Genomic DNA, 22,366 nt, shown 5'->3' with positions numbered 1-22,366 from the left:
AAAGAATATCACAGAATATATTATTTTTCATTAAAAATATGTGTTAAAATGAATAGTCATTTCTAAAAGGAGATAAAATGAAAAAAATTATATTAGGTTCGTTATTAGCATCGAGTTTTTTATTTGGAGCAAATTTAGAAAATTTTGATCCAAAATCACAAGATAATCATTTGGTTATAAAAATGGAAATTCTTGATAAAAATTCAAATAAAAACGCAGGAGAAGTAGTGGCAGTTCAAACTGCTTATGGTGTAGCTTTTTATCCAAATCTTCAAGGGTTAGAAAGTGGAATTCATGGTTTTCATGTTCATGCAAATGCTGATTGTGGAGCTAATGATAAAGGTTTAGGTATGAAAGCTGGGGGCCATTGGGATCCTGAAAAAACTGACGCACACTCAAGTCCATGGGATGATAAAGGACATAAAGGAGATTTACCACCACTTTATGTTGAAAAAGATGGCACAGCAACTAATCCTGTTCTTGCTCCAAAAATTAAAACTCTTAATGAGCTTAAAAATCATTCTTTAATGATACACTTTGGAGGAGATAATCACAGCGATCATCCAGCAGCACTTGGTGGAGGCGGTGCTAGAATGGCTTGTGGGGTTATCAAGTAAATACTAAAGGCTTTTTGCCTTTAGTATTATTTAAAAAGTTTAGTAAAATCAAAATCATTCATTCCATCAAAATTTGTATTACCAAAACTTTGGCTTGGACTATAACTAGCAATAGCCACTGCAAGCTCACTAAGCATAGAAGCAATTTCATCTCTTTTATCTTCTATATAAGCTTTCATTCCTTTATAATCGCTATTTTCTAAAATTCTCAAAGGATTGTGTATCTCAAAAACAAAATGCTTTGAACCTACACTTACATTGTAATTATTATCAAATAAAGCATTACCTAAAAAAGAGCAATTATCAACTATTTTTACACTTTCACTTGCAATTAATACTTTATCTTGCACATCTTCATAATTTTTATCTTCTAATAGTTTTGAAATTTTTTTCAATGAAGAATCCAAAATTTGCAAAGCACCAACAAAATCATTTGCATCTGTTATGTCTTCGCTAAATTTTTGTGTTTGATGTTTTAAACTCGCACCATCTACATTAGCACCTACTGCTCCTAAATGTTTTTGTAGGATTTCTAATTTATCTATCATAATACACCTTCCTTGTTATTGCTATAACAAAAAAAGCATTTTTTATTCCAAATTTTTATCTACCCAAGTTCTAAAGTCTTTAGCAAATGATGTAAAAATATCATCATAATTTTGAATTAATAATTTTGGTTTATTATCATTTAATGTTTTTTCATAGTAAAAATACTTGCTTGCGATTAGCTTTTTTGTATTGATTTGAATTAAATTTAAATTGATACCAAATTTGATTTTAGAATGCACCTCATCGCTAAAATCTTGCTCTAAAACATCTACTTTACTTTCTAAAATATAATCAGCACTTGCTAAACTATCTTGATTTAAAACCGCTTTAAAAATTCCTAAATTTTGCAAATGAAATTCTAAAAAATTCTTTATCATTAAAGCAGGGTTTTCCTTCCAAAAATGATAAGCATATGCACTCACTACATTATCTTTTTTATAAAAAATTTCATTGGTATAAGCTAAACCTTTAGGCAAAGCCACGATAATAGTAATTTCCTTATGCTGAGTTTTTGGTAAAGCAAAATCATTTAAACTTATACTAAAATATTTATTAGCAGGTAAGGTTTGGCTTGGACTAATTAAAGAACAAGCACTAAAAAATAAAACGACAAATCCAAAATAAAATACTTTCATTTTACTTCTCCTGGAGCATATTGGATATTTTTATCCTTATAAATTAATGATGAAGGATTTTGTTTTACTTTTTCAAGTAATTGTGATAAGTCTAAAAATAAAATTCTTAATATATCTAAATTATCATTTAAAAGTATCCTGCTTTTATTTAACTCTATGAATTGAGAATTTGCATTATTTAAAAATATAGACAAATCATCTGAGCTTTTAGATATCTTAGATGAGGTATTGTTTAGATTATTTAAAAAATTAGGTGTTTGTTTGTTTAAATACGCAAAAAGCTGTGATGAATTTTGCAAAATTAATTCTATATTATTTAAATTTTTTTCGCTTAAAAGTTTTTCAAGTTTATCTTTTGTGCTAGTGATTAAATCCAAAAGATTGGTAGTTTGTTTGTCAATGCTAGCAAAAAAACTCTCTTTAGATTTTATCACAGGGTAAGAATTCTTATCTGCTTTTAAAACTTCAGCACTTTCACTACCTCCAGCAAGTTGGATAAACTTAAATCCAGTGATTCCTTGAATTTGCAAACTTGCATAAGTATCTGTTTTTATAATTAAATTAGAATCAAGCTTAACTAAAATTTTTACTCTTATATTATTACTTGAATTGTCTATATTAATGCTTTCAACACTTCCTACATCTACACCTAAAAATTTAACTGGTGCTTTAACACTAAGCCCTGCTACTGATTCTTCCATGTATATTTCATAATATTTAAAAGATTTTTCATCTTGCAAATTTCCATACCATACTATAAAAAACAAGCTGATAAAAAACAATACACTTACAAAAATACCTATGAGTATATAATTTGCTTTATTTTCCATTAACCCATAAACCTCTCATACAATCTTTCATTTTGCTCTTTTAGTTGTTTTGTATTTCCTAAAAATCCAACTTTTTTATCTTCTATGATTAAAAATCTATCCAAAACATTTTTCATACTTTCCTTATCGTGCGTGATTAAAACTACACATAATTTAAAGCTTTGTTTTAAACTCAAAAGTAAATTATCAAATTCTCTTGAACTATAAGGATCAAGTCCCGAAGTTGGCTCATCTAAAAAAAGCAATTTACTATCAAGTGCTAAGGCTCTAGCTATAGCTACTCTTTTTTTCATTCCTCCGCTTAACTCGCTAGGATAAAGCTTTGCCACACTCTCATCAAGTCCTACCATTTTAAGTTTCATCATAGCTATTTCTTTAATATCATTTTTATTTAATTTTGTATATTCCACCAAAGGTATGCTAATATTTTCAAGTATATTAAAAAAGCTAAATAAAGCTCCATATTGAAAAACAACTCCCCATTGTTTTTGTAAAAATAAAGCATCTTCTTCGCTAATATTATTTAACTTTTTTCCTAAAACCTCATACTCTCCACCATCAAAATGCTCAAGCATTAAAATTTGCCTTAGCAACACTGACTTCCCGCTACCACTACCACCTAAAATGCCAAAAATTTCATTTTCATTAACACTAAAGCTAATATCTTCATGAACACATTTTTTACCAAAATAAGTTTTGATATTTTTAGCATTTATTATCAAATTCCAGCCTTTGTTAAAAATACAGAGAAAATTGCATCAAAAGCTATCACCCAAAAAATAGCATTTACAACACTTTTTGTAGTATAAACACCTATACTTTCAGTTGTTTTTTGCACAAAAAAACCTCTAAAACACGCAATAGAAGCAATCAAAAATCCAAACATTGGAGCTTTCACAAGTCCTATAATAATGTGCTTTAATTCAACAGCTTCTTTAAAACGACTCATAAATTCACTCATGTTAATTTCTAAGCTAACCCAAGCAACTATAATTCCACCTAAAATACTTAATATATCAGCTATTATAACTACCAATGGCATAGCAAGAGTTAAAGCTAAAACTCTAGGTAAAATTATAAATTCACTTTCTTTAAAACCCATAGTTTTCATAGCATCAATTTCATCAGTAAGTTTCATAACGCCAATTTGTGCTGTATAAGAACTTGCACTTCTTCCGGCTATTACAATGGCACTTATAAGTGGTGCTAACTCTCTAGTGGCTGAAATTCCCATTAAATCTACTATATAAATATTTGCTCCAAATTGTGCTAGTTGATATGCAGCTTGGTATGCAAGCACTATACCCACAAGTAAAGAAGTTAGCATTATAATAGGCAAAGCATTAATAGCACTATTTTCTACATGGTATAAAAATGCTCTAAAACGCAATTTTTTAGGCTTTAAAAAAGTCTTAAAACATGTAAGGGTTATTAAACCTACAAAATTTAAAAATTGCACTAAAATCTCAAATGAATTTACTACTTTTTTTCCTAGATTTTCAAAAAAATCTTTTATATTTTTTTTATCATCTTGAGTTTGATTATAAGCTTGATAGTGTTTTTCACAAAGATTAAAAAGTATTGCATGCTGACTTTTTAGATTGATTTTATTGACCTTAAAACCTTTTTGCTTTAACTCATTTTCTAAAGCTAAAAAATATCTTACACCAGCACTATCTATAAATTCTAAATTTAAAAAATCAAAAACGATATCTTTATTTTGTGGAAAATCCAATTTCTTAGATTTTACCACACTTTCTTTATCCCATTTTCCAAAAACACTAAAAACACATTCTTTAGTGTTAATGAGTGTTTCAATTTTCATTACATAAACTTAAAACATAAGAGCTTAATTTTTCCTCGCTAAATCCAAAATGCTCAAATACATCTTTATCTTTACCACTTTCACCAAAACTACTCATACCATAAAGCTCATCACAAATTCTATAAAGTTCGTTTGAATTGGCAGCTTCCACACCTATAACCTTACCTTGTAAAATTCTTTCTTTATAAGATTTTTCTTGAGCGATGAATAACTCATAGCAAGGCATAGAAACTACATTAACAAGCACGCCTTTTTCTTTTAAAATTTTTGCTGCACTTAAGCACAATGATACCTCACTTCCACTTGCTAAAAGTGTAAATTGTGCATTTTTATTTTCTTCTAATAAATAAGCCCCATTTAAAACATCTCCAAAAACTGGCTCACCCAAAGCACTAAGCTTTTGACGCGACAACACAAAAACACTTGGCATATTAGTTTTAAGTGCAATTTGCCATGCTTTTACATTCTCAACCCCATCAGCTGGCCTAAAAGTTAATGAATTTGGCATAGCTCTAAAGGTGCTAAGCTGTTCTATGGGTTGGTGCGTTGGGCCATCTTCGCCCACGCCTATACTATCGTGAGTAAAGATGAAAAAATGTTTGATTTTCATTAAAGCTGCTATTCTTGCAGCAGGTTTTAAATACTCACTAAATATAAAAAAAGTAGCACAATAAGGCAAAAACAAACCATATCTTGCAAAGGCATTTGATATAGCAGCCATTGCATGCTCTCTTATACCATAGTGGATATTTTTTCCATTTGGAAAATCCCCCATATCTTTAAGTTCGGTTTTATTTGATGGGCCTAAATCCGCACTTCCACCTAAAAATCCCGGTAAAGCTTTGGCAATTTCATTTAAAATCATACCATTGCTATCTCTAGTGGCTAAATCTTTTCCTTTAAAATCAGGAAATTGTATTTTTGAAAAATCAGGCTCTAAAAGTTCTTTTAATAAAGCCTTTTTTTCTGCATTTAAATTTTGCACTTTTTGATTCCATTTAGCTTGTGCTAAATCTCCAAGTTCTACTGCAGCATTAAAACGCACCTTTACATCTTCTGGAATTTCAAAAGTTTTTTGTGAATCAAAACCTAAAGCCTCTTTTGCCTTTTTTATAAGCTCTTCACCCAAAGGTGCTCCATGAGAATGATGGCTTCCTTCAAGTTCTAAAGCTCCCTTAGCTATAGTAGTGTGAGCAATGATTAAACAAGGCTTTTTACTTTCTTTAGCAGTTTTTAATGCTAAATCAATTTGCTCAAAATCATGCCCATCTATCTCAAGTACTTCGAAATTTTGTGCTCTAAAACGCTCTTTTACATTTTCATTAAAAGCAATAGCCACATCACCTTCGATTGAAATATTATTGCTATCATAAATGATGATTAAATTATCAAGTTTATGAAGCCCTGCTAAAGAACAAGCCTCATAAGAAATTCCCTCTTGTAAATCTCCATCACCACACAAACAATATACTTTGTGATTGATAATATCCTCACCCAAAAGCAAACTTGCTTTTTTAGCTGCCATAGCAAAACCAACCGCATTGGCAATACCTTGTCCTAAAGGCCCTGTAGCGATTTCAACCCCTGGGGTGAAAATTTCAGGATGGCCTGGGGTTTTAGAATGTAATTGGCGGAAATTTTTTAAATCCTCTAAGCTTACATCATAACCACTCAAATGCAAAAAACTATAAAGCAAAGCACTTGCATGGCCACCTGAAAAGACTAATCTATCTCTATTTAACCATGTAGGATCTTTTGGATTATGCACTAAATGCATGCTTAAAACGCTCATAATATCTGCTAAACCCATAGGTGCACCTGGGTGGCCTGAATTGGCTTTTTGTATCATATCCGCACATAAAAATCTTATAGTATTTGCTTGTTTTTGTAACATTTTCTCAACCTTTTAAATATTTATCAATCAAAATTTGAAGCTCATTAGCAAGTTTTGAATCTAATTTTTTCATTTTTTCTTCACATAAAGTAATTTTTTCATCTTTTGCCTTTTTAGCACCTTCTAAACCCAAAAGCTTTACAAAAGAATTTTTATTTATATCATTGTGAGTAGGTTTACCTGCTTCATTTGCGTCTAAAGTTGCATCAATGATATCATCTTTGATTTGAAAAATCAGTCCTATCAAAAGCCCTATTTCATAAATTTGCTCGCATTCTTTTTCATCTAGCTCACAAATTTCACAACCCATTTTTAAACTAGCTGCGATTAATCTTGCAGTTTTATGTATATGTAAAAACTCAACTTGTTCTAAGCTTAAATCCTTTCTTTCAAAATAACAATCAATCGCCTGCCCAATAACCATACCATTAAGCCCTGCATTAAAAGCTAAGGTTTGAACTAGTTTAACTTTTATCTCATCTTTTAAATTTAATTTTGAAAGCAATAAAAAAGCTTCAGTATTTAAAGCATCACCCACTAAAATAGCTGTAGTTTCATCATATTTTTTGTGTAAAGTTTGCTTACCTCTGCGTAAAGAAGCATTATCCATAGCAGGCAAATCATCATGTATCAAAGAATAAGTGTGGATAAATTCCAAAGCTAAAGCCGCATTTAAAGCCTTATCAAACAAAGCAGGATTTTTAGCATTAACTATACCTAAAAGAAGCTGGGCTCTAAAATGCTTTCCACCAGCTTCTAGCATCCATTTTAAAGCATCATTAAAAAATGGATGAAAACTCTTTATTTTAGGAAAATTTTGCTCTAAATGCTTTGTAAATTTTTCTAAAATCACTTCACAAGCCTTATGAAAAAGTCAAAATAACCTCGATTTATTTGCTCAAGATCATTATTTTGAGCTGATGGTATGCTAGTGGCTTTTCTTGAAACCAAAACATCAAAAGAATTGGCTTGATTTAAAATACTTTGCAATTGATTAAAGTTATTAATCACTTGGTTATTTACTCTTAAAATTTTATCACCCTTTAAAAAACCCGCCATTTGTGCTTTTGAATTTGGGCTTACTTCAATCACATTCATCTTAGTATCAACACGCAAGCCTAAATTGCTATAAAATGAACTTGGTTTTACTGGAACTACTTTTTTTGGTTTTGCATAAATTCCTAAATCTTTATCAAAAACTGCAGTAGAAATGTTTAAATCCGTATTATCTCTTAAAACATTAAAATACAAAGTTGCTCCGCGATCACTAAATAAAATTTTTTCATTTAGCTTGCGTATATCATCGTAATTTTCCCCATCAACACTTACTACCTCATCATTTAATAAAAATTGTCCATTTTTTCGCACATTTTTTACATAAATTTTGCCATCACGCGATTCAAAATCAACTCCTATATCACCCCAATAAACATCAGGATATTTCATAAAATGCTTTAAATAACGATTGCCTATTAATTTACCATTTTCTAAAGTAATTCCTAGCATATTACAGCATGGAGAATTTAACTCTCCGATTTTTGTATTAAAATCAAGCTGATCGCGTTCTGTTAAAGTTTGTCCAAAATACTTTAAATGGCCTATATAGCTTTGGTTATCATCTAAAATTCCCACCCAGCTATTACGCGTTAATTGTTCTTCATCACCCATAGGTGCAGGTATCAAGCTAAAATCTGTTCTCACTAAATATAAATTTAAAAATGGATCATATTTAGTATAGCTATTTAATTTAGCATTTTTAGTTTTTACTACCGCTAAAGTATTTTCATTTAAAGCAAAAGCTGGCAAACCTTCATAAATAAGCATACTAGCTTTGTTTTTTTCATAGCAACCTAAAAAATCATTAAAAGTAGGTCTTGGAACAGCAAAAAGCATACAAACCATACCTAAAATACAAAGTAAAATTCTCATATTATTCCCATCCCATTAAATAAATTACTCGCCATAGATTTTTTATTTTGTTCTACCATTTTTTGAACATCATTAATCGCAGAAATCAATAAAATTTGCATAGATTCTTTATCTTCAAGTAAAGAATCATCTATATTTATATCTATAATTTCACCTTTTCCATTAGCACTTACCTTAACCAAGCCACCACCGCTTTTAGCACTAAATTCTTTTTTTAAAGCTTCTTGTTCAAGTTCGTTTGCTTTTTCTTGAGCTTTAGTTAAAAGCTCACCCATTTTAGAAAAATCCATATTTTCAAACATCTACTTTCCTTCTTTTAATATCTTTAATACTACTTCTTTATCATTAAAAGGATATTTTACACCCTTAATCTCCTGATAAGTCTCATCACCTTTTCCTAAAATTACGACAAATTCATCTTTTGTTTTTAATCTTAAAGCCATTTTAATAGCCTCTTTTCTATCGCATTCTATAAAAACACTCTCATCTTTTTCTATGCCACTTAAAATATCATTAATGATATCCATAGGTTCTTCTGAGCGTGGATTATCACTTGTGATGATAAGTTTTTTAGCATAGTGTTTGGCAATTTTAGCCATTAATGGACGCTTAGTTTTATCTCTATCGCCCCCTGCTCCAAAAACTACAATCAAATCGCGATATTTCAAAGCTTCAAGCACTTTTTCCATACCATCGGGTGTATGTGCAAAATCTATTATCACATCTTTTGCAACCATTTGCATTCTACCTTCTATACCACCAAAATTACTTATAGCCTTTTCTAAATCCTTTAAATTTGGCTTTACAAGTTCATTTACACAAGCACTTGCTGCTAAAAGATTATAAAGATTAAAAAGCCCCACTAAAGAAGACTCTATCACAAAATTTTCCTTACCAAAATTTACCACTGCTTCAATGCCGTTTTTCAAAGCATAAGCTTTTATATGGTAATAACTTGGGTTTTCCACCCCATAAGTAAAAGCACCTTTTACATTAAATTTAATAGCACTTGCGTCTTTATTGATAAATTTCATTCCCTCATCAGTAAAAAAACTTTCTTTTGCTTGCTTATAGTTTTCAAAACTGCCATGAAAATCTAAATGATCTTGGGTTAAATTAGTAAAAATTTTAGCTACAAAAGAAAGTCCTTCAATGCGATTTTGCACCAAAGCATGCGAACTTACTTCCATTATTAAAAAATCGCATTTTTCTTTACTTGCTAAAGCTAAAAATTCCAAAGTTTGTAAAATAACAGCAGTGGTTAAACCTTTTGGAGCAATGTTTTTATCGTTTATAAAACTACCCCTTGTTCCCATCAAAGCACATTTATAACCCAAATCAAGTAAAATAGAATAAATCGCACCAGCTGTTGTTGTCTTGCCATTGGTTCCTGTTATGCCTATGATTTTAATATTTTCATCAATACCTAAAATTTTTTTACATTCTACTACATCAATAATCTTTGCTTTTTTCTCCAAAGCTTGTTTTGCAAATTTTTCATTTTGTGTAGTTTTTAAAAAAAAGCAACCTTGTTCGCACTCGTTAGAATTATCACAAATGAAATTTTGCTCAAGTTTTACAATCACAATAAATCCTTAAGTTTTTCACTAAGCTTTATAAATCTATAATTAGAATAAAAATGCGACCAAACATCTTCCATATAAGAAACTAGCATATCTTTATATCCGTGCTCTAAAAGTTTTTCTAAAAAATCAACAAAATCTTCTTTATCACTTATAACAAGTTTATTAGAAATTATAACATTTTCTAAAGCTTGTTTAAACCCTACTTCCTTTTCGCTAAGTAAAAAATCCTGATAGCTCAAGCCTTCAAATTCTTCATCTTCTTCCTCAAATTGCACGCTTTGACTTAAATTTATAAGTTTTTCTATATCTGTATCTACTTTTGAATTTTTATAATTTTGCAAGAAAAATTCAAAAAAAATAAAAGCTTCATCAGGGCTTTTCAAAGCCAAATCACAAATGCTTATAAAGGTTAGCAATCTTTTATTTTTGCGTTTTTGATAAGCAAGCGAAAAATACATTTTAGCACTTTTATAATCTTTGTTATAAAAACATTCTATGGCTATTTTTTTATAATTTTGCAAATTCGCTTTCCCCGCCTACTAAATTTACTATGGTAATATCTGGATGTATGTCTATTTTAAGCTGTTTTTCTAAGCCATATTTTAAAGTCGTTCCACTTGAAGGACAGCCATGACAAGCTCCTGTTAATTTAACATAAACTACACCATTTTTAATACCCAAAAAATCAAGCCCGCCACCATCGTTTTCTAAAATATGCATAGTCTTTGCTAAACTTGCTTTTACAGGTTCAACCAACTCATCATCACTAAAAGGCATATTCATAACTTTTCCTTGATTATTTTTTAGTTTAATTTTATCTTATTTGCCTTTAAAAAATGTAAATTATTGTTTATTTTAGACTTTTTACTATACAATGCTAAAAAATATTTTAGGATTTTTTATGCAAAAATATACGCAAATTAAAGGCTTTGAAAAACTAAAACTCATCATTATTTTAGCATTTTTATCAGCCATAGCACCACTTTCAACTGATATGTATTTACCCGCATTAAACGAAGTGCAAAAAAGCTTTCAAACTAATACTTTCTACACTCAACTTTCTTTAGCAAGTTTTTTTATAGCATTTTCCTTAGGGCAACTTTTTTATGGGCCTTTAAGTGATGTATTTGGAAGAAAAAAACCTCTATATATAGGACTTTTTATTTTTATTTCTTCAAGCATAGCTTGTGTTTTAGTTGATTCCATTCATGCTTTTATAGCTTTGCGTTTTTTTGAAGCTTTGGGAGGTTGCGTGGGTGTAGTCGTAGCAAGGGCTATTGTAAATGATGTTTTTGAGCTTAAAGAAGCTGCGGGAATTTATGCTTTGATGATGGTTTTTACCTCTTTAGCTCCTATGTTATCTCCAAGTTTTGGAGGAATTTTACTGGAATTTTTTTCTTGGCGTAGTATTTTTGTAACGCTTTTTATTTTAGGCTTTATTTTATTTTTACTCGTTATTTTTGTTTTAAAAGAAACTCATCACAACACAGAAGGAAAAAAATTTAACCATAAAGAAATTTTAAAAAGCTATAAAAAAGTATTAAAAGATCGTCGCTTTAAGGTGTATTTACTATGCGGAGTGTTAGTTTTTGCTGGATTTTTCGCGTATTTAACAGGTTCTTCTTTTATTTTTACTCGTGTTTTTAACCTTAGCGAACAACAATATGCAGCTCTTTTTGGAATTCATGCTTTATCTTTTGTAATCTCAGCTAATATCAACGCTAAATTAGTGCTAAAATTTTCGCCTTATTATATACTTCCTAAAGCTTTCATAAGCATTAGTCTTTTAACATTTGTGCTTATTATTGGAGCTAGTTTAGATTTAGGATTTTGGGCTTTTGAAATACCTTTGTTGCTTATAATCGCAAATTTAGGATTTATTCTACCAAATACTACAGCTTTAGCAATGGCAAGATCAAAACAAAACGCAGGAAGTGCTTCAGCACTTTTAGGTGCAGCTCAGTTTGCTATGGCTGGAATCATGGCGTTTATAGTTAGCATTTTAAATGCTAATACACCTGTATTGTTAGGAAGTATCTTAGGTTTTTGTTCTTTTGCTTCGCTTATTTGTTATCTAAGTTTGATTAAAAAAAGAAAGTTAAGTGCGATTTCTCGCACTTAATTAAGCAATATTTTTGAAAAGATTCACTAGCTATATCGCACCTTTTTGAAAAAACTTTATATTTGTTTTCAAAATACTTATAAACAATTTATGTTAAAATTTCTCATCAACCAACAAAGGCTTTAATAATGAAAAAAATAGCTACTATTTTTGCAGGAGCCGAAGGATCTGGAAAAACTACCTTATATTATAATGAACTTGAAAAAAACAAAGACTTTGGACTTAGAATCAACATCGATGAAATCGTAAGTAGTTTTGGTGACTGGAAAAACCAAGAGGATCAATTTAGAGCTTCAAGGATAGCCATTAAAATGCGTGAAAACTATATCAAAAAAGCTTATGGTTTTAACCAAGAAACCACACTTTGTGGTAATAGCATTTTATCTTTATTTAAAAAATTACAAAAAAATTCTTACACTATAAATCTTTATTACATTGGATTAGACTCTCCAAACACAGCAAAGCAAAGAGTAAAAATTCGCGTGGCTAAAGGTGGGCACGATATAAAAGAAGAACTCATAGAAAAAAGATACTATGAGTCTTTACAAAATTTTAATACTATCGCTAAATTTTGTAATCACATTATTATTTTTGATAATACTCAAAATTATAAAAAGCTATTAGAATTTAAAAACAACAAGCTAGAAGTATTTGAAATCACCAAATGGTTAGAACCATTAATGATAAATTTTTAAAAATCAAAGTTTATAAATTTTTATTTTCCCTTGTCGATATAACAATCATGCTACCCACTTCTTAGGCAAAAAAGAAGTGAGTTAGCAATAGATTGAAGGCTCAAGGCTATCAAGTATTACAAGGCTACCTCGATAACCTTGTAAAGCTTGATCCCAAGGTTTTAAAACCTTGGGTTAGAATTATTGTTTTAATTGTAATAAAGTATTTAAAAGCTGATCACTTGTGGTAATCGTTTTTGAGTTAGCTTGATAACCTCTTTGTATTACGATAAGCTCAGTTAAAGCACGACTTAAATCCACATTCGACATTTCTATCGCAGAAGACTTCAAGCCCCCTCTACCACCTTCACCAGCATGGCCTATGGTTGCTGTTCCTGAGTTTGCAGTGGCTTTAAAAAGGTTATTTCCTATTTCTTCAAGACCCATATTATTAGGGAATGAAGCCAAAGCAACCTTAGCCAAAGCTAGAGTTTTACCATTTGTAAATTCTCCATAGATATAACCATTTTCATCAGTTCTTAATGCATCTGGTTTTAAGTTACCCCCTGTGTAACCATCTGTTTCTTGTTTAGTAGTAGCTGAGTCTTTATCATAGCTTGTTAAACCATCAAAAGCTCCAGTTGTTCCAAAGTCAAGCTTTACTACTTGATCAGGTTTTGAGCCGTTATTTCCAGTGAAATTTAATACATTTGGCGTATAGCTTTGAAGCGAACCATCATTGCCAAATCTTAAACTTCCTACTACTATATTACCTGGTGCACCATCGCCACTAAAGTTTATCTCAGCAGGCTCAGGCACTGAAATGATGATAGACCATTCAGCCCCACCATCTGCTGTTTTGGTTTGTTTGGTAAATTGCACGGTTAGCTCATGTCTAGTTCCTAGTGAATCAAAAATTTCTATACTAGCAGTATGTGCTGATAGATACATATCTTGAGAGTATTTTTGATTATTTCCTGCATTGAAATTTCCATCTAAGGCACTAAACATAGCGGTGAATTTATCGTTAGTAGAAATTTTATTAGCTTCATTAGAATAACCTGTAACCTTAAAAGTCATATCTTTAGATTCTGTTGTTTTTGGATTAGTGATTTTAAATCTACCATCGCTTTCTACTACTACCTCTACAGCAGCGTTGGCATCTTGCTTAGATCCAGTTCTACCATCTGCACTTTGCCAGTTTTCTAAAGTACCATCTCCATCATAATCCACACCCCATCTAGCATCTCTTTGCATAAGTTCTCTTAAATCTTCAGTAGTATGGAATGTTCTTTGTCCATTAACACTAGGCATGTTTGCTTCAGCTTGTGTAGCTGCATTTGGATTAGGGTTTGGCCCTATGTCTACATTATTAGGACTATAAATATACTCATGAGCTGTAACAACTTGAACCGTAGTTTTTGCAGTTCCATTTACACCCGTAGGATCATCTGTTCCAAGCCAAGCTCTACGAGGTGTTCCTTGAACTGTCAATACAGTATTTAATGCACCTGTTTGAGGGGTTGCATTTGTTTGAATTTGTCCACCTGCAGTTGTATCAGCATGTATAGTTATATCTAGATTTTTAGATTTTGCTGTAGTTCCTGTGCTGTTATCATTAGTAAAGGTTATTTGCCCATTAACTACTGAAGCTACTACTCCAGTTTCGGCTGTCTTAGCATTAATAGCGTTTATAAAAGTTTCTTGTCCTACACCTTCTGCTTGTATATTTACCCCATTAATGGTAATATTTAATTTAGCAGCATGAGTTGTATCTCCATCTTTAAATCCCCAATAAGTATATTGAGTGTTTGCTGTCCATTTAGCTCTATCTTGAGGTAAATCAGCATGCATTTTTACATTAGAAGTGTGCTTAGCATCTGCATAACTTACCCAAATTCCTTGCCCACTTCTTAAGTTTAAACCCTCACCTTTAGCGTTAAATACCACTCCCATATCTACGCCTTTTTCTGTTACTTGCGCGCCAGTTTTTGAAGTAGTATAAAACTCAGTATGGCCTGTGTCGTTTTCATCTATAGCTGTTCCCGTATCCGCTCTAAAACCATGTTGAGAATCCAAAGCATATATAGGGCGTTTAGCAGAAGCATTTGAACCTAGAGTATTTCCGCTATCAAGATTTGCTGTGAGTTTTACTATAGAACTAGGTTTTGCAGGCATACTCATACCAGGTGGTATAACTATATCTTCTACTGATTTAGAAGAGTCTATTTGGCCTGTTTCTTGGTTATAGTTCCAACCTTGAACAGTGTAGCCGTTATTATCTACGAAATTTCCTACCGCGTCTGTTTTAAAGTCCCCTGCACGAGTGAAAAACTGCGTAGTTCCGCCATCATTTGATACGATGAAAAATCCATCTCCGTTAATCGCCATATCGGTATTTTTATCTGTAGTTTGGATATTACCTTGAGAGTGAATCCTTGTAGTAGAATTTACACCTGCACCAAGGCCAACTTGCATAGGGTTTTTACCACCTAAATCACCATCTGGAGCTGTGGCGATTTTAGAAGTTTGGCTCATAAGAGTTGAAAAATCCGCACGAGAGTATTTAAAACCAAATGTATTAACATTGGCTATGTTATTACCTTCAACATCCATTGCGTATTGATGTGCCTGAAGTCCTGAAACCCCAGACCAAAGAGATCTCATCATAATTAAATCCTTTAAAAAATATTGCTTTGTGATAAATTCACAATTTCTATTGCTTAGCAAAACTAAAGCAAGAAGTGTTCCAAAAATATAACAAAATATATAAATTTTTGAATACACAATTACAAGTAAATTTTAAGTAAGATAATGGAAAATAAAGCTTTTAGACAAAAATTAATGTCTATAATTTTCATAACAATTTGTTATAAAAATGCATACTAAGTCTTAAAAATATAAAGTTTTTTTAAAATTACGCGATATAGCTAGTGAATCTTTTCAAAAATATTGCTTAATTAAGCGTGAGAAATCACGCTTAACTTTTATTTCTTTCTTTTAATTTAGCAATCACATCATTTAAACTCAAATTTGCATCAGCTAGTAAAACATCTAAATGATAAAGCAAATCCGCTGCTTCATTAATAAGCTCTTCTTTGTCTTTAGCGGTGGCAGCTAAAGCCGTTTCAACGCCTTCTTCGCCTACTTTTTGTGCTATGCGTTTAGTGCCTTTTGAAAAAAGCTCGGCTGTATAAGAAGAATTTGCACAAGTGCTTTTGCGTGAGTTAATAAGCCTTTCAAGACGCGATAAAAACACAAAATCAGCCTTTTTAGAAAGTGCTTCAAAGCAAGAAGTATCACCCGTATGGCAAGTAGCCCCGCTAGGTTTAACTAAAATCAAAATACAATCTCTATCGCAATCAAGCCCTAAATCTACAATATGCAAAAAATTCCCACTTTGCTCACCCTTCATCCACAAACGCTCTTTAGTGCGTGAGTAAAATACCACTTTTTTGTGTTTAAAACTTTCTCTTAATGCCTCTTCATTCATAAAACCTTGCATTAAAACTTCACAAGAGTGATAATCTTGTATAATCACAGGAACAAGATCGCCTACTTTTTGCCAATCAATACTTTTTATAAATTCTTCTTCATTGATTTTCATAGCCCTTCCTTAAATACGAATTTGTATGTTTTGATCTTTTAAAAATAATTTTAATTCTTTTATGTCTATAAGTTTTTTATGAAAAATTGAAGCCGCTAAAGCCCCATCAACACCAAGCTTAAAAGCGTCTAAAAAATGCTCTTTTGCTCCTGCACCCCCACTTGCTACTAAAGGCACAGGGCAAATTTGCCTAACTTTAGCAAGTTGATCTAAATCATAACCCTTTCTCATGCCATCTTGATTCATCATATTTAGCACTATTTCGCCAGCTCCTAGCTCGCATACTTGCTTTACCCATTCTAGCGTTTTTTTACCACTATGATGAGATTTACTCTCATCTCCGGTGTATTTATATACTAAAAACTCGTTGTTTTCATCTTTAAAAGTGTCTATGCCTACGACTACACATTGCACTCCAAAGCTTTTTGCAAGGCGTGAGATTAAATCAGGATCATTTAAAGCAGGGGAATTAATAGAAATTTTATCAGCACCATTTGCTAAAAGCTCTTTTGCATCATCTTCGCTTTTTATACCCCCTGCAACGCAAAATGGTATAGAGATATTTTGTGCTACTTTGCTTACCCAAGCCCTATTGATACGCTCATTTTTAGCTGAAGCTGTGATATCATAAAACACAAGCTCATCAATGCCATTTTGTGAGTAGAATTTAGCAAGCTCTATGATATCGCCCATATCTTCATGGTTTTTAAACTGCACCCCCTTAACCACTCTGCCATCTTTTACATCTAAACATGCAATTATGCGTTTTGCAAGCATTCTTTAGCCTCCTTTATGCTAAATTCTTTATCAAGCAAGGCCTTACCCACGATGATACCACTTACTATGCCATTTAGCTTTTTAAAATCTTCTAAGCTTGCTACGCCCCCACTTGCTTGGGTTTGTAAATGTGGAAATTTTTCATGCAAAGCTTTGTATAAAGTGATATTTGCTCCACTCATCGTGCCATCTTTAGAAATATCTGTGCATAAAATATGCTTTACATTTTTATAAAAATTTAAAAGCTCAAACAAATTCTCATCACTTGTTTTGCTCCACGCATCAATGGCTACAAAAAATTCATCTTTAATGCAAATGCTATCAAGCGCTAAGACTATATTTTCTACACCAAATTCATCTAAAAGTTCTTGTGTAAAGGTTTTGTTTTTAACCGCTAAAGAGCCTATAACCACGCGTTTTACACCACTTTCAAACAAAGCTTTAATCTCATCTTTAGTGCGAATTCCCCCGCCTACTTGTAAATTTACTTTGATTTTAGAGGCTAGCTTTTCTATGAGTTTTAGTTGTCTTTTGCTAGGATCTTTTGCACCGCTTAAATCCACCAAATGAAGCCAATCAACCCCTTGAGCTTCATACTCTTGAAATTTAGTCAAAGGATCAAAGCTGTATTCTTGTTTTTTAGCATAATCACCTTTATAAAGCCTTACTACCTTGCCATCTATTAAGTCTAATGCTGGAATGATTTGAGTTTGCATTTTTACCTACATATTTATAAAATTTTTTAATAACACTTCACCCGCTTCGCCACTTCTTTCAGGGTGAAACTGCACGCCATAAAAATTGTCTTTGCTTAAACTTGCACTAAATTTAGTAGAGTATTCACACTCTGCAATGGTGTATTCATTTAAACTCACACAATAACTATGCACAAAATAAAAATACGCCCCATCTAAGCCTTTAAAAAGCTCATGTGAGCTAAAGACTTGATTCCATCCCATGTGCGGGAAAGTAAAATTTGCTTTTTCTTGGAATTTTTGCGTCTTAAAGGGCATAATACCAAGTGTTTTTTGATCTAATTCTTCTGAAAATTCACCCAAAATCTGCATACCAAGACAAATGCCTAAAAGTGGTTTTGTGGTGGTTTGGATAAAATTTTCTAAATTAAGTGCTTTTAGATTAGCCATTGCTTTGGCTGCTGTGCCAACCCCAGGAAGCAAAAGCTTATCTGCTTGTGAGAGTTCTTTTAAATCATGCGTGATAATACTTTTTTGCCCTAAACGCTCAAGTGCAAAAGCAAGAGAAGCCAAATTCGCACAACCTGTATCTATAATAGCTAGTTTCATATCATTCTCTCTTGAAATAAATTTGCTTTTGTTAAAACTTTCAAATCGTTAATTTTATTTTTGATTATTTGAAAATTTTTCTCTAGCTCTATTTTGCGATTTACGGAAATTTTAATAAATTCATCTTCTTTTTCAAAACCTATAAATTTTCTATTTAATAAATTAGCTGCAATCCCTGTAGTCGAACTTCCACTAAATGGATCGCAAATTAACGAATTTTCATTACTTGCCATTAAGATTAATCTAACAAGTAAAGGTAGTGGTTTTTGGGTAGGGTGTTTGCCATTAATTTTTTCCCATGGAGCTATGGCACTAAATTGCCACACATCTCGCATTTGCTTATTTTCATTTAATTTTTTCATCAACTCATAATTAAATATATGTTTGTGCTTATGACTTTTTCTAGCCCAAATAATTTGTTCTGTAGAATGAGTTAAATATCTACAAGAAAAATTAGGCGGTGGGTTGGTTTTTTGCCAAGTAATAATATTTAAAATTTTAAAATCAAGTTTTTGTAAAATTCTACCAAGAGAAAAAATATTATGATAAGTTCCACTTATTAAAATACTTCCAGTGTCTTTAAGTGCTATTTTTGCATTCGAAAGCCATTTTAAGTTAAACTCATCTATTTTTTCAATATCATCACCTTTGTCCCATTGTCCCTTATTTACACTTACTATTTTACCACTTTGGATACTCAAACCATCATTAGATAAAAAATAAGGGGGATCTGCAAAAATTAGATCAATTTGATTTTCAAATTGAGGTAATAATTTATTACAATCATCTTGATAAAGCTGAAAAAGTTTATCTTTACTTGTAAAAATAGACTTAGACATTTTTTACCTTTAAGATAAAATCATTAATATTAGAAAGATTATAAATTTCTACTTTTTTATAAGCTTCTTCAAGTTTATTTTTAGCTTTTAACCAGCCTTGACCATCTGTTATCCATATAAATTCATATTGAGAAAATCGATCAAATTTAGGAGCTAGTTCTTGATAAGCTCTGGCAACTTCATTTAATTTACTTCCCGCACCTGCATAAAAATTACATTCTATAAAATAAGTTTTTTTAGAAGCAAAAATTACAAAATCAAATTTTTTTATATCTTCACCAAAAGCTTTATGAAGTTCGGGAAATTTTTTAATATTTACCTGCTCTTCAAATTTTAAACAATGTGGAGTAAAAATTTCTTTTAATTGCATTTCCATTATTTTACCACTACGATTTTTTCTCGCATTAGTATCAAGCCCCACTTCTATTCCGAATACATAATCATTTAAATTTTTAATCTCATAAGTAGAAAAAATTTCTAACAAGCCTGTTTCGCAAATAAAATTATAAACACTATCTGAATTTTTAAAATACCCTTCCAAAGATACAAAATTTGAAAATTGATTTATAACAATGTCCTTTTTATCTTTATCTCTAACCGCAATTAATACATTTAAAACATTAAAAGCTTTTGGATATTCTTCAAAAAGTTCTTCTATAGATTGCCTTAATTCATTTTCGCTTTTTCCTAGTAGAAAATTTAAATGATTAAGATAGATGCTAATTTTATTTTTATTTCTTAAGCATTTTTCCCAATCTACATAAAAATCTAAATGTCTATTTGTGGCTTGCAAACTATTTATAAATTTTTCAAAACTAAGTTCATTTTTCATATCACCCCTTTAGAGCTTGCTAGGTTTTCATTTTCTATTTTTATAGCCATTTTTAAAGCTCTTGCAAAAGCTTTAAAAAGTCCTTCGGCTTTGTGATGATCGTTTTTGCCTTTAACCTTTAAATGCAAACTCGCACCCATAGCATAACTTAGTGAGTAGAAAAAATGCTCTATCATTTCTGTGCTTAATTCTCCAAGTTTTTCTTTTTTAAATTTAGCCTTATAAACTAAATGTGGCCTATTGCAAAAGTCAATCGCACAACTTGCCAAGCACTCATCCATAGGCAAGACAAAACCATATCTTGCAATGCCTATTTTTTGATCAAGTGCATTTTTGATAGCCTCTCCCAAAGCAAGTGCGACATCTTCTACGCTATGGTGTTCATCAACCTCTAAATCCCCTTTGCATTTTATCTCTAAAGATATATTTGCATGCGTAGCAATTTGTTCTAACATATGATCAAAAAACGCAATATTTGTTTTTATATCAGCTTTTGCTTTTTCATTAAAAGCTATTTTAACTTGAATTTGAGTTTCTTTGGTATTACGCTCTATACAAGCACTGCGGTAATTTTGCAAGATAAAATCAGCAATTTGCTCCCAATTAAAGTCATTTTTGTCGTATTTTAAACCTTGAATTTCAAGATTTTGTGCTAAAAGCATATCACTAGGCCTATCGCCTATAACAAAGCTTTTGTTTTTATCATAAAGTTTATTTTTGATATAGTTTTCAAGCATAGCAGTTTTTGGCTTCCTACAAGCACAATTTTCATGCTCAAAATGCGGGCATATAAAAATATCTTCAAATTCTATGCCACAACTTTGAAAAACACTTAGCATTTTCTCATGAGCCTTTTCAAAATTTTCTCTAGGGAAGGAATTTGTGCCTAAGCCATCTTGATTACTCACCATAACAAATTTAAAACCAAAATTTTTTAGCTTTAAAAGTGCGTTAATAGCACCTTTTTCAAATTCAAGTTTTTCTAAAGAATCAATTTGAAAGTCATCTTTTGGTTCGTCAATAAGCGTGCCATCTCTATCGATAAATAAAATTTTTGCACTCATTTTAGACTTTCTAATCTTAAACTAACAGCATTTTTATGCCCATCAAGCCCTTCAGCAGCTGCTAAAATTTCCACCACAGGCCCAAGTTTTTTAAAGCCTTCTTTGCTAAGTTCTTGCACGCTCATTCTTTTCATAAAATCAGCAAGCCCTAATGATGAGTAAGATTTGGTAAAACCATAAGTTGGCAATACATGATTTGTCCCACTTGCGTAATCTCCCATGGATTCTGGAGAATACTCGCCTAAAAATATTGAACCTGCGTGCATAATATCATCAAGTAAGCTAGATGGATTTTGCGTGTGAATGATCAAATGCTCAGGCGCATAATCATTTGAAATGCTTATAGCATGGTTTATATCTTTTGCAAGAATGATTTTAGAGTGTGCTAAAGATTTTGAAGCAATTTCTTTACGCGAGAGTTTTTCAAGCTGTAAAGCAACTTCACTATCTACTTCTTTGGCTAATTTTTCACTTGTGCAAACTAAAATCGCTTGAGAATCTGCTCCATGCTCAGCTTGAGAAAGCAAATCAGAAGCTATAAATTTAGCATTAGCATACTCATCTGCTAAAACTAGCACTTCAGAAGGCCCTGCTTGCATATCAATAGCCACTCCATGATTATTAACTTGTTTTTTAGCTTCAGTTACAAAGGCATTTCCTGGACCAAAAATTTTATCTACTTTTTGCACGCTTTGTGTTCCATAAGCAAGCGCTGCTATAGCACCTGCTCCGCCTATTTCATACACTGCATTAACTTCACAAAGTTTTGCTACATAAGCAATGGCAGGGTGCAGTGGTGCTGGGGAGGCTAAAGCTATGAATTTGCATTTGGCAATTTTTGCTGGTATAGCTAGCATAAGTGCAGTTGAAAAAAGCGGGGCTAAACCTCCTGGTATATAAAGTCCTACTTTTTCAATAGCCCTTGTTAGCACCTTACAACTTACCCCTTCAAAGGTTTGCACTTCTATAGTTTTACTCTCTTGGGCTTTGTGGAATTTATAGATATTTTCATAAGCTATTTTGATAGCTTGTTTTAACTCATCATCAATTTGCTCTGCTAAATTGCTAAGCTTATCTTGGCTTAATTGGATAGAATCTAATTTTACTTTATCAAATTTTAAAGCCATTTGCTTTAAGGCCTCATCACCCTTTGTTTTAACATCTTCAATGATTTGTTCTACTATGGTTTTAACCTGTGCATTAGCGCTTATAGCTGGGCGTTTTAATGCTTGTTCTTGTTCGTTTTGGTTTAATTGTTTAAAATCTAATATCTGCATAATTT

The 22,366-nt window shown here is 31.6% G+C and carries 24 protein-coding genes; 3 read left to right on the top strand and 21 right to left on the bottom strand.

What is annotated here, in order from left to right; translation table 11 throughout:
* Positions 1 to 77: 77 nt before the first annotated feature.
* Positions 78 to 617, top strand: coding sequence for a superoxide dismutase (Cu/Zn) (locus tag CPEL_RS00610; RefSeq protein WP_044598156.1), 540 nt, complete (start codon positions 78 to 80; stop codon positions 615 to 617).
* 26 nt (positions 618 to 643) lie between these two features.
* Here CPEL_RS00610 and CPEL_RS00605 read toward each other — a convergent pair whose 3' ends face one another.
* Genes CPEL_RS00605 through CPEL_RS00550 form a run of 12 tightly spaced genes read right to left on the bottom strand, consistent with a single transcriptional unit; the run spans position 644 to position 10,642 of the window.
* Positions 644 to 1,165, bottom strand: coding sequence for a flagellar FLiS export co-chaperone (locus tag CPEL_RS00605; protein WP_044598155.1), 522 nt, complete (start codon positions 1,163 to 1,165; stop codon positions 644 to 646).
* A 42-nt stretch (positions 1,166 to 1,207) separates the two neighbouring features.
* Positions 1,208 to 1,801, bottom strand: coding sequence for an ABC-type transport auxiliary lipoprotein family protein (locus CPEL_RS00600; protein WP_044598154.1), 594 nt, complete (start codon positions 1,799 to 1,801; stop codon positions 1,208 to 1,210).
* Entirely contained in the window at positions 1,798 to 2,631 is an 834-nt protein-coding gene (locus CPEL_RS00595; RefSeq protein ID WP_044598153.1) for an MlaD family protein, read from the bottom strand. The genes CPEL_RS00600 and CPEL_RS00595 overlap by 4 nt, the downstream gene beginning before the upstream one ends.
* Positions 2,631 to 3,353 (bottom strand): ABC transporter ATP-binding protein, encoded by a 723-nt coding sequence (locus CPEL_RS00590; RefSeq protein ID WP_044598152.1) that lies wholly within the window; start codon positions 3,351 to 3,353, stop codon positions 2,631 to 2,633. The genes CPEL_RS00595 and CPEL_RS00590 overlap by 1 nt, the downstream gene beginning before the upstream one ends.
* On the bottom strand, positions 3,350 to 4,456 hold the full coding sequence (locus CPEL_RS00585; RefSeq protein ID WP_044598151.1) for an ABC transporter permease: 1,107 nt from the start codon (positions 4,454 to 4,456) through the stop codon (positions 3,350 to 3,352). Before CPEL_RS00585 ends, CPEL_RS00590 begins: the two co-directional genes overlap by 4 nt.
* Positions 4,446 to 6,350: a transketolase gene (gene tkt / locus CPEL_RS00580; protein WP_044598150.1), complete on the bottom strand. Its 1,905-nt coding sequence runs from the start codon at positions 6,348 to 6,350 to the stop codon at positions 4,446 to 4,448. Before tkt ends, CPEL_RS00585 begins: the two co-directional genes overlap by 11 nt.
* Positions 6,351 to 6,354: 4 nt before the next feature.
* On the bottom strand, positions 6,355 to 7,200 hold the full coding sequence (locus CPEL_RS00575) for a polyprenyl synthetase family protein (protein ID WP_044599461.1): 846 nt from the start codon (positions 7,198 to 7,200) through the stop codon (positions 6,355 to 6,357).
* Entirely contained in the window at positions 7,200 to 8,279 is a 1,080-nt protein-coding gene (locus tag CPEL_RS00570; RefSeq protein ID WP_044598149.1) for a DUF7488 domain-containing protein, read from the bottom strand. Before CPEL_RS00570 ends, CPEL_RS00575 begins: the two co-directional genes overlap by 1 nt.
* On the bottom strand, positions 8,276 to 8,581 hold the full coding sequence (locus CPEL_RS00565; RefSeq protein WP_044598148.1) for a YbaB/EbfC family nucleoid-associated protein: 306 nt from the start codon (positions 8,579 to 8,581) through the stop codon (positions 8,276 to 8,278). The genes CPEL_RS00570 and CPEL_RS00565 overlap by 4 nt, the downstream gene beginning before the upstream one ends.
* Entirely contained in the window at positions 8,582 to 9,865 is a 1,284-nt protein-coding gene (locus CPEL_RS00560; RefSeq protein ID WP_044598147.1) for a UDP-N-acetylmuramoyl-L-alanyl-D-glutamate--2,6-diaminopimelate ligase, read from the bottom strand.
* Positions 9,862 to 10,386: a hypothetical protein gene (locus CPEL_RS00555; protein ID WP_044598146.1), complete on the bottom strand. Its 525-nt coding sequence runs from the start codon at positions 10,384 to 10,386 to the stop codon at positions 9,862 to 9,864. Before CPEL_RS00555 ends, CPEL_RS00560 begins: the two co-directional genes overlap by 4 nt.
* The gene (locus CPEL_RS00550) at positions 10,373 to 10,642 is read right to left on the bottom strand and encodes a NifU family protein (protein WP_044599460.1); all 270 of its coding nucleotides are present in this window, start codon (positions 10,640 to 10,642) and stop codon (positions 10,373 to 10,375) included. The genes CPEL_RS00555 and CPEL_RS00550 overlap by 14 nt, the downstream gene beginning before the upstream one ends.
* 124 nt (positions 10,643 to 10,766) lie before the next feature.
* Between CPEL_RS00550 and CPEL_RS00545 the strand changes: the two genes are divergently transcribed.
* Positions 10,767 to 11,987, top strand: a complete 1,221-nt coding sequence (locus tag CPEL_RS00545; RefSeq protein ID WP_044598145.1) for a multidrug effflux MFS transporter — start codon at positions 10,767 to 10,769, stop codon at positions 11,985 to 11,987.
* A gap of 128 nt (positions 11,988 to 12,115) precedes the next feature.
* On the top strand, positions 12,116 to 12,682 hold the full coding sequence (locus tag CPEL_RS00540; protein WP_044598144.1) for an ATPase: 567 nt from the start codon (positions 12,116 to 12,118) through the stop codon (positions 12,680 to 12,682).
* A 180-nt stretch (positions 12,683 to 12,862) separates the two neighbouring features.
* On the opposite strand, the gene flgE is transcribed toward CPEL_RS00540, so the two are convergent.
* The 9 genes from flgE to CPEL_RS00495 all read right to left on the bottom strand — a co-directional run bounded on the left by flgE (position 12,863) and on the right by CPEL_RS00495 (position 22,361).
* Positions 12,863 to 15,331: a flagellar hook protein FlgE gene (flgE, locus tag CPEL_RS00535; RefSeq protein WP_044598143.1), complete on the bottom strand. Its 2,469-nt coding sequence runs from the start codon at positions 15,329 to 15,331 to the stop codon at positions 12,863 to 12,865.
* A 310-nt stretch (positions 15,332 to 15,641) separates the two neighbouring features.
* On the bottom strand, positions 15,642 to 16,268 hold the full coding sequence (gene hisIE / locus CPEL_RS00530) for a bifunctional phosphoribosyl-AMP cyclohydrolase/phosphoribosyl-ATP diphosphatase HisIE (RefSeq protein ID WP_044598142.1): 627 nt from the start codon (positions 16,266 to 16,268) through the stop codon (positions 15,642 to 15,644).
* 9 nt (positions 16,269 to 16,277) lie between these two features.
* Entirely contained in the window at positions 16,278 to 17,045 is a 768-nt protein-coding gene (gene hisF / locus CPEL_RS00525; RefSeq protein ID WP_044598141.1) for an imidazole glycerol phosphate synthase subunit HisF, read from the bottom strand.
* Positions 17,027 to 17,761, bottom strand: a complete 735-nt coding sequence (hisA, locus tag CPEL_RS00520; protein WP_044598140.1) for a 1-(5-phosphoribosyl)-5-[(5-phosphoribosylamino)methylideneamino]imidazole-4-carboxamide isomerase — start codon at positions 17,759 to 17,761, stop codon at positions 17,027 to 17,029. The genes hisF and hisA overlap by 19 nt, the downstream gene beginning before the upstream one ends.
* Positions 17,762 to 17,767: 6 nt before the next feature.
* Positions 17,768 to 18,349, bottom strand: a complete 582-nt coding sequence (hisH, locus tag CPEL_RS00515; RefSeq protein ID WP_044598139.1) for an imidazole glycerol phosphate synthase subunit HisH — start codon at positions 18,347 to 18,349, stop codon at positions 17,768 to 17,770.
* The gene (locus CPEL_RS00510; protein ID WP_044598138.1) at positions 18,346 to 19,188 is read right to left on the bottom strand and encodes a DNA-methyltransferase; all 843 of its coding nucleotides are present in this window, start codon (positions 19,186 to 19,188) and stop codon (positions 18,346 to 18,348) included. The genes hisH and CPEL_RS00510 overlap by 4 nt, the downstream gene beginning before the upstream one ends.
* Entirely contained in the window at positions 19,181 to 20,020 is an 840-nt protein-coding gene (locus CPEL_RS00505) for a type II restriction/modification enzyme (protein WP_044598137.1), read from the bottom strand. The genes CPEL_RS00510 and CPEL_RS00505 overlap by 8 nt, the downstream gene beginning before the upstream one ends.
* A complete protein-coding gene (gene hisB / locus CPEL_RS00500) occupies positions 20,017 to 21,084 on the bottom strand; it encodes a bifunctional histidinol-phosphatase/imidazoleglycerol-phosphate dehydratase HisB (protein ID WP_044598136.1) in 1,068 nt (355 codons plus the stop codon). The genes CPEL_RS00505 and hisB overlap by 4 nt, the downstream gene beginning before the upstream one ends.
* Positions 21,081 to 22,361, bottom strand: a complete 1,281-nt coding sequence (locus tag CPEL_RS00495; RefSeq protein WP_044598135.1) for a histidinal dehydrogenase / histidinol dehydrogenase — start codon at positions 22,359 to 22,361, stop codon at positions 21,081 to 21,083. The genes hisB and CPEL_RS00495 overlap by 4 nt, the downstream gene beginning before the upstream one ends.
* Between the last annotated feature and the right edge of the window lie 5 nt (positions 22,362 to 22,366).

The sequence above is a fragment of the Campylobacter peloridis LMG 23910 genome (assembly GCF_000816785.1).
Lineage (GTDB): Bacteria > Campylobacterota > Campylobacteria > Campylobacterales > Campylobacteraceae > Campylobacter_D > Campylobacter_D peloridis.
Note: the sequence above shows the minus strand (reverse complement) of the source record. Positions and strands in the feature narration are given on the sequence as shown.

Bases quoted from the DNA above. Each gene is read 5' to 3' on its own strand.
- CPEL_RS00610 (WP_044598156.1), top strand. From the start codon at position 78: ATGAAAAAAATTATATTAGGTTCGTTATTAGCATCGAGTTTTTTATTT.
- CPEL_RS00605 (WP_044598155.1), bottom strand. From the start codon at position 1,165: ATGATAGATAAATTAGAAATCCTACAAAAACATTTAGGAGCAGTAGGT.
- CPEL_RS00600 (WP_044598154.1), bottom strand. From the start codon at position 1,801: ATGAAAGTATTTTATTTTGGATTTGTCGTTTTATTTTTTAGTGCTTGT.
- CPEL_RS00595 (WP_044598153.1), bottom strand. From the start codon at position 2,631: ATGGAAAATAAAGCAAATTATATACTCATAGGTATTTTTGTAAGTGTA.
- CPEL_RS00585 (WP_044598151.1), bottom strand. From the start codon at position 4,456: ATGAAAATTGAAACACTCATTAACACTAAAGAATGTGTTTTTAGTGTT.
- tkt (WP_044598150.1), bottom strand. From the start codon at position 6,350: ATGTTACAAAAACAAGCAAATACTATAAGATTTTTATGTGCGGATATG.
- CPEL_RS00570 (WP_044598149.1), bottom strand. From the start codon at position 8,279: ATGAGAATTTTACTTTGTATTTTAGGTATGGTTTGTATGCTTTTTGCT.
- CPEL_RS00565 (WP_044598148.1), bottom strand. From the start codon at position 8,581: ATGTTTGAAAATATGGATTTTTCTAAAATGGGTGAGCTTTTAACTAAA.
- CPEL_RS00550 (WP_044599460.1), bottom strand. From the start codon at position 10,642: ATGCCTTTTAGTGATGATGAGTTGGTTGAACCTGTAAAAGCAAGTTTA.
- CPEL_RS00545 (WP_044598145.1), top strand. From the start codon at position 10,767: ATGCAAAAATATACGCAAATTAAAGGCTTTGAAAAACTAAAACTCATC.
- CPEL_RS00540 (WP_044598144.1), top strand. From the start codon at position 12,116: ATGAAAAAAATAGCTACTATTTTTGCAGGAGCCGAAGGATCTGGAAAA.
- flgE (WP_044598143.1), bottom strand. From the start codon at position 15,331: ATGATGAGATCTCTTTGGTCTGGGGTTTCAGGACTTCAGGCACATCAA.
- hisIE (WP_044598142.1), bottom strand. From the start codon at position 16,268: ATGAAAATCAATGAAGAAGAATTTATAAAAAGTATTGATTGGCAAAAA.
- hisF (WP_044598141.1), bottom strand. From the start codon at position 17,045: ATGCTTGCAAAACGCATAATTGCATGTTTAGATGTAAAAGATGGCAGA.
- hisA (WP_044598140.1), bottom strand. From the start codon at position 17,761: ATGCAAACTCAAATCATTCCAGCATTAGACTTAATAGATGGCAAGGTA.
- hisH (WP_044598139.1), bottom strand. From the start codon at position 18,349: ATGAAACTAGCTATTATAGATACAGGTTGTGCGAATTTGGCTTCTCTT.
- CPEL_RS00510 (WP_044598138.1), bottom strand. From the start codon at position 19,188: ATGTCTAAGTCTATTTTTACAAGTAAAGATAAACTTTTTCAGCTTTAT.
- CPEL_RS00505 (WP_044598137.1), bottom strand. From the start codon at position 20,020: ATGAAAAATGAACTTAGTTTTGAAAAATTTATAAATAGTTTGCAAGCC.
- hisB (WP_044598136.1), bottom strand. From the start codon at position 21,084: ATGAGTGCAAAAATTTTATTTATCGATAGAGATGGCACGCTTATTGAC.
- CPEL_RS00495 (WP_044598135.1), bottom strand. From the start codon at position 22,361: ATGCAGATATTAGATTTTAAACAATTAAACCAAAACGAACAAGAACAA.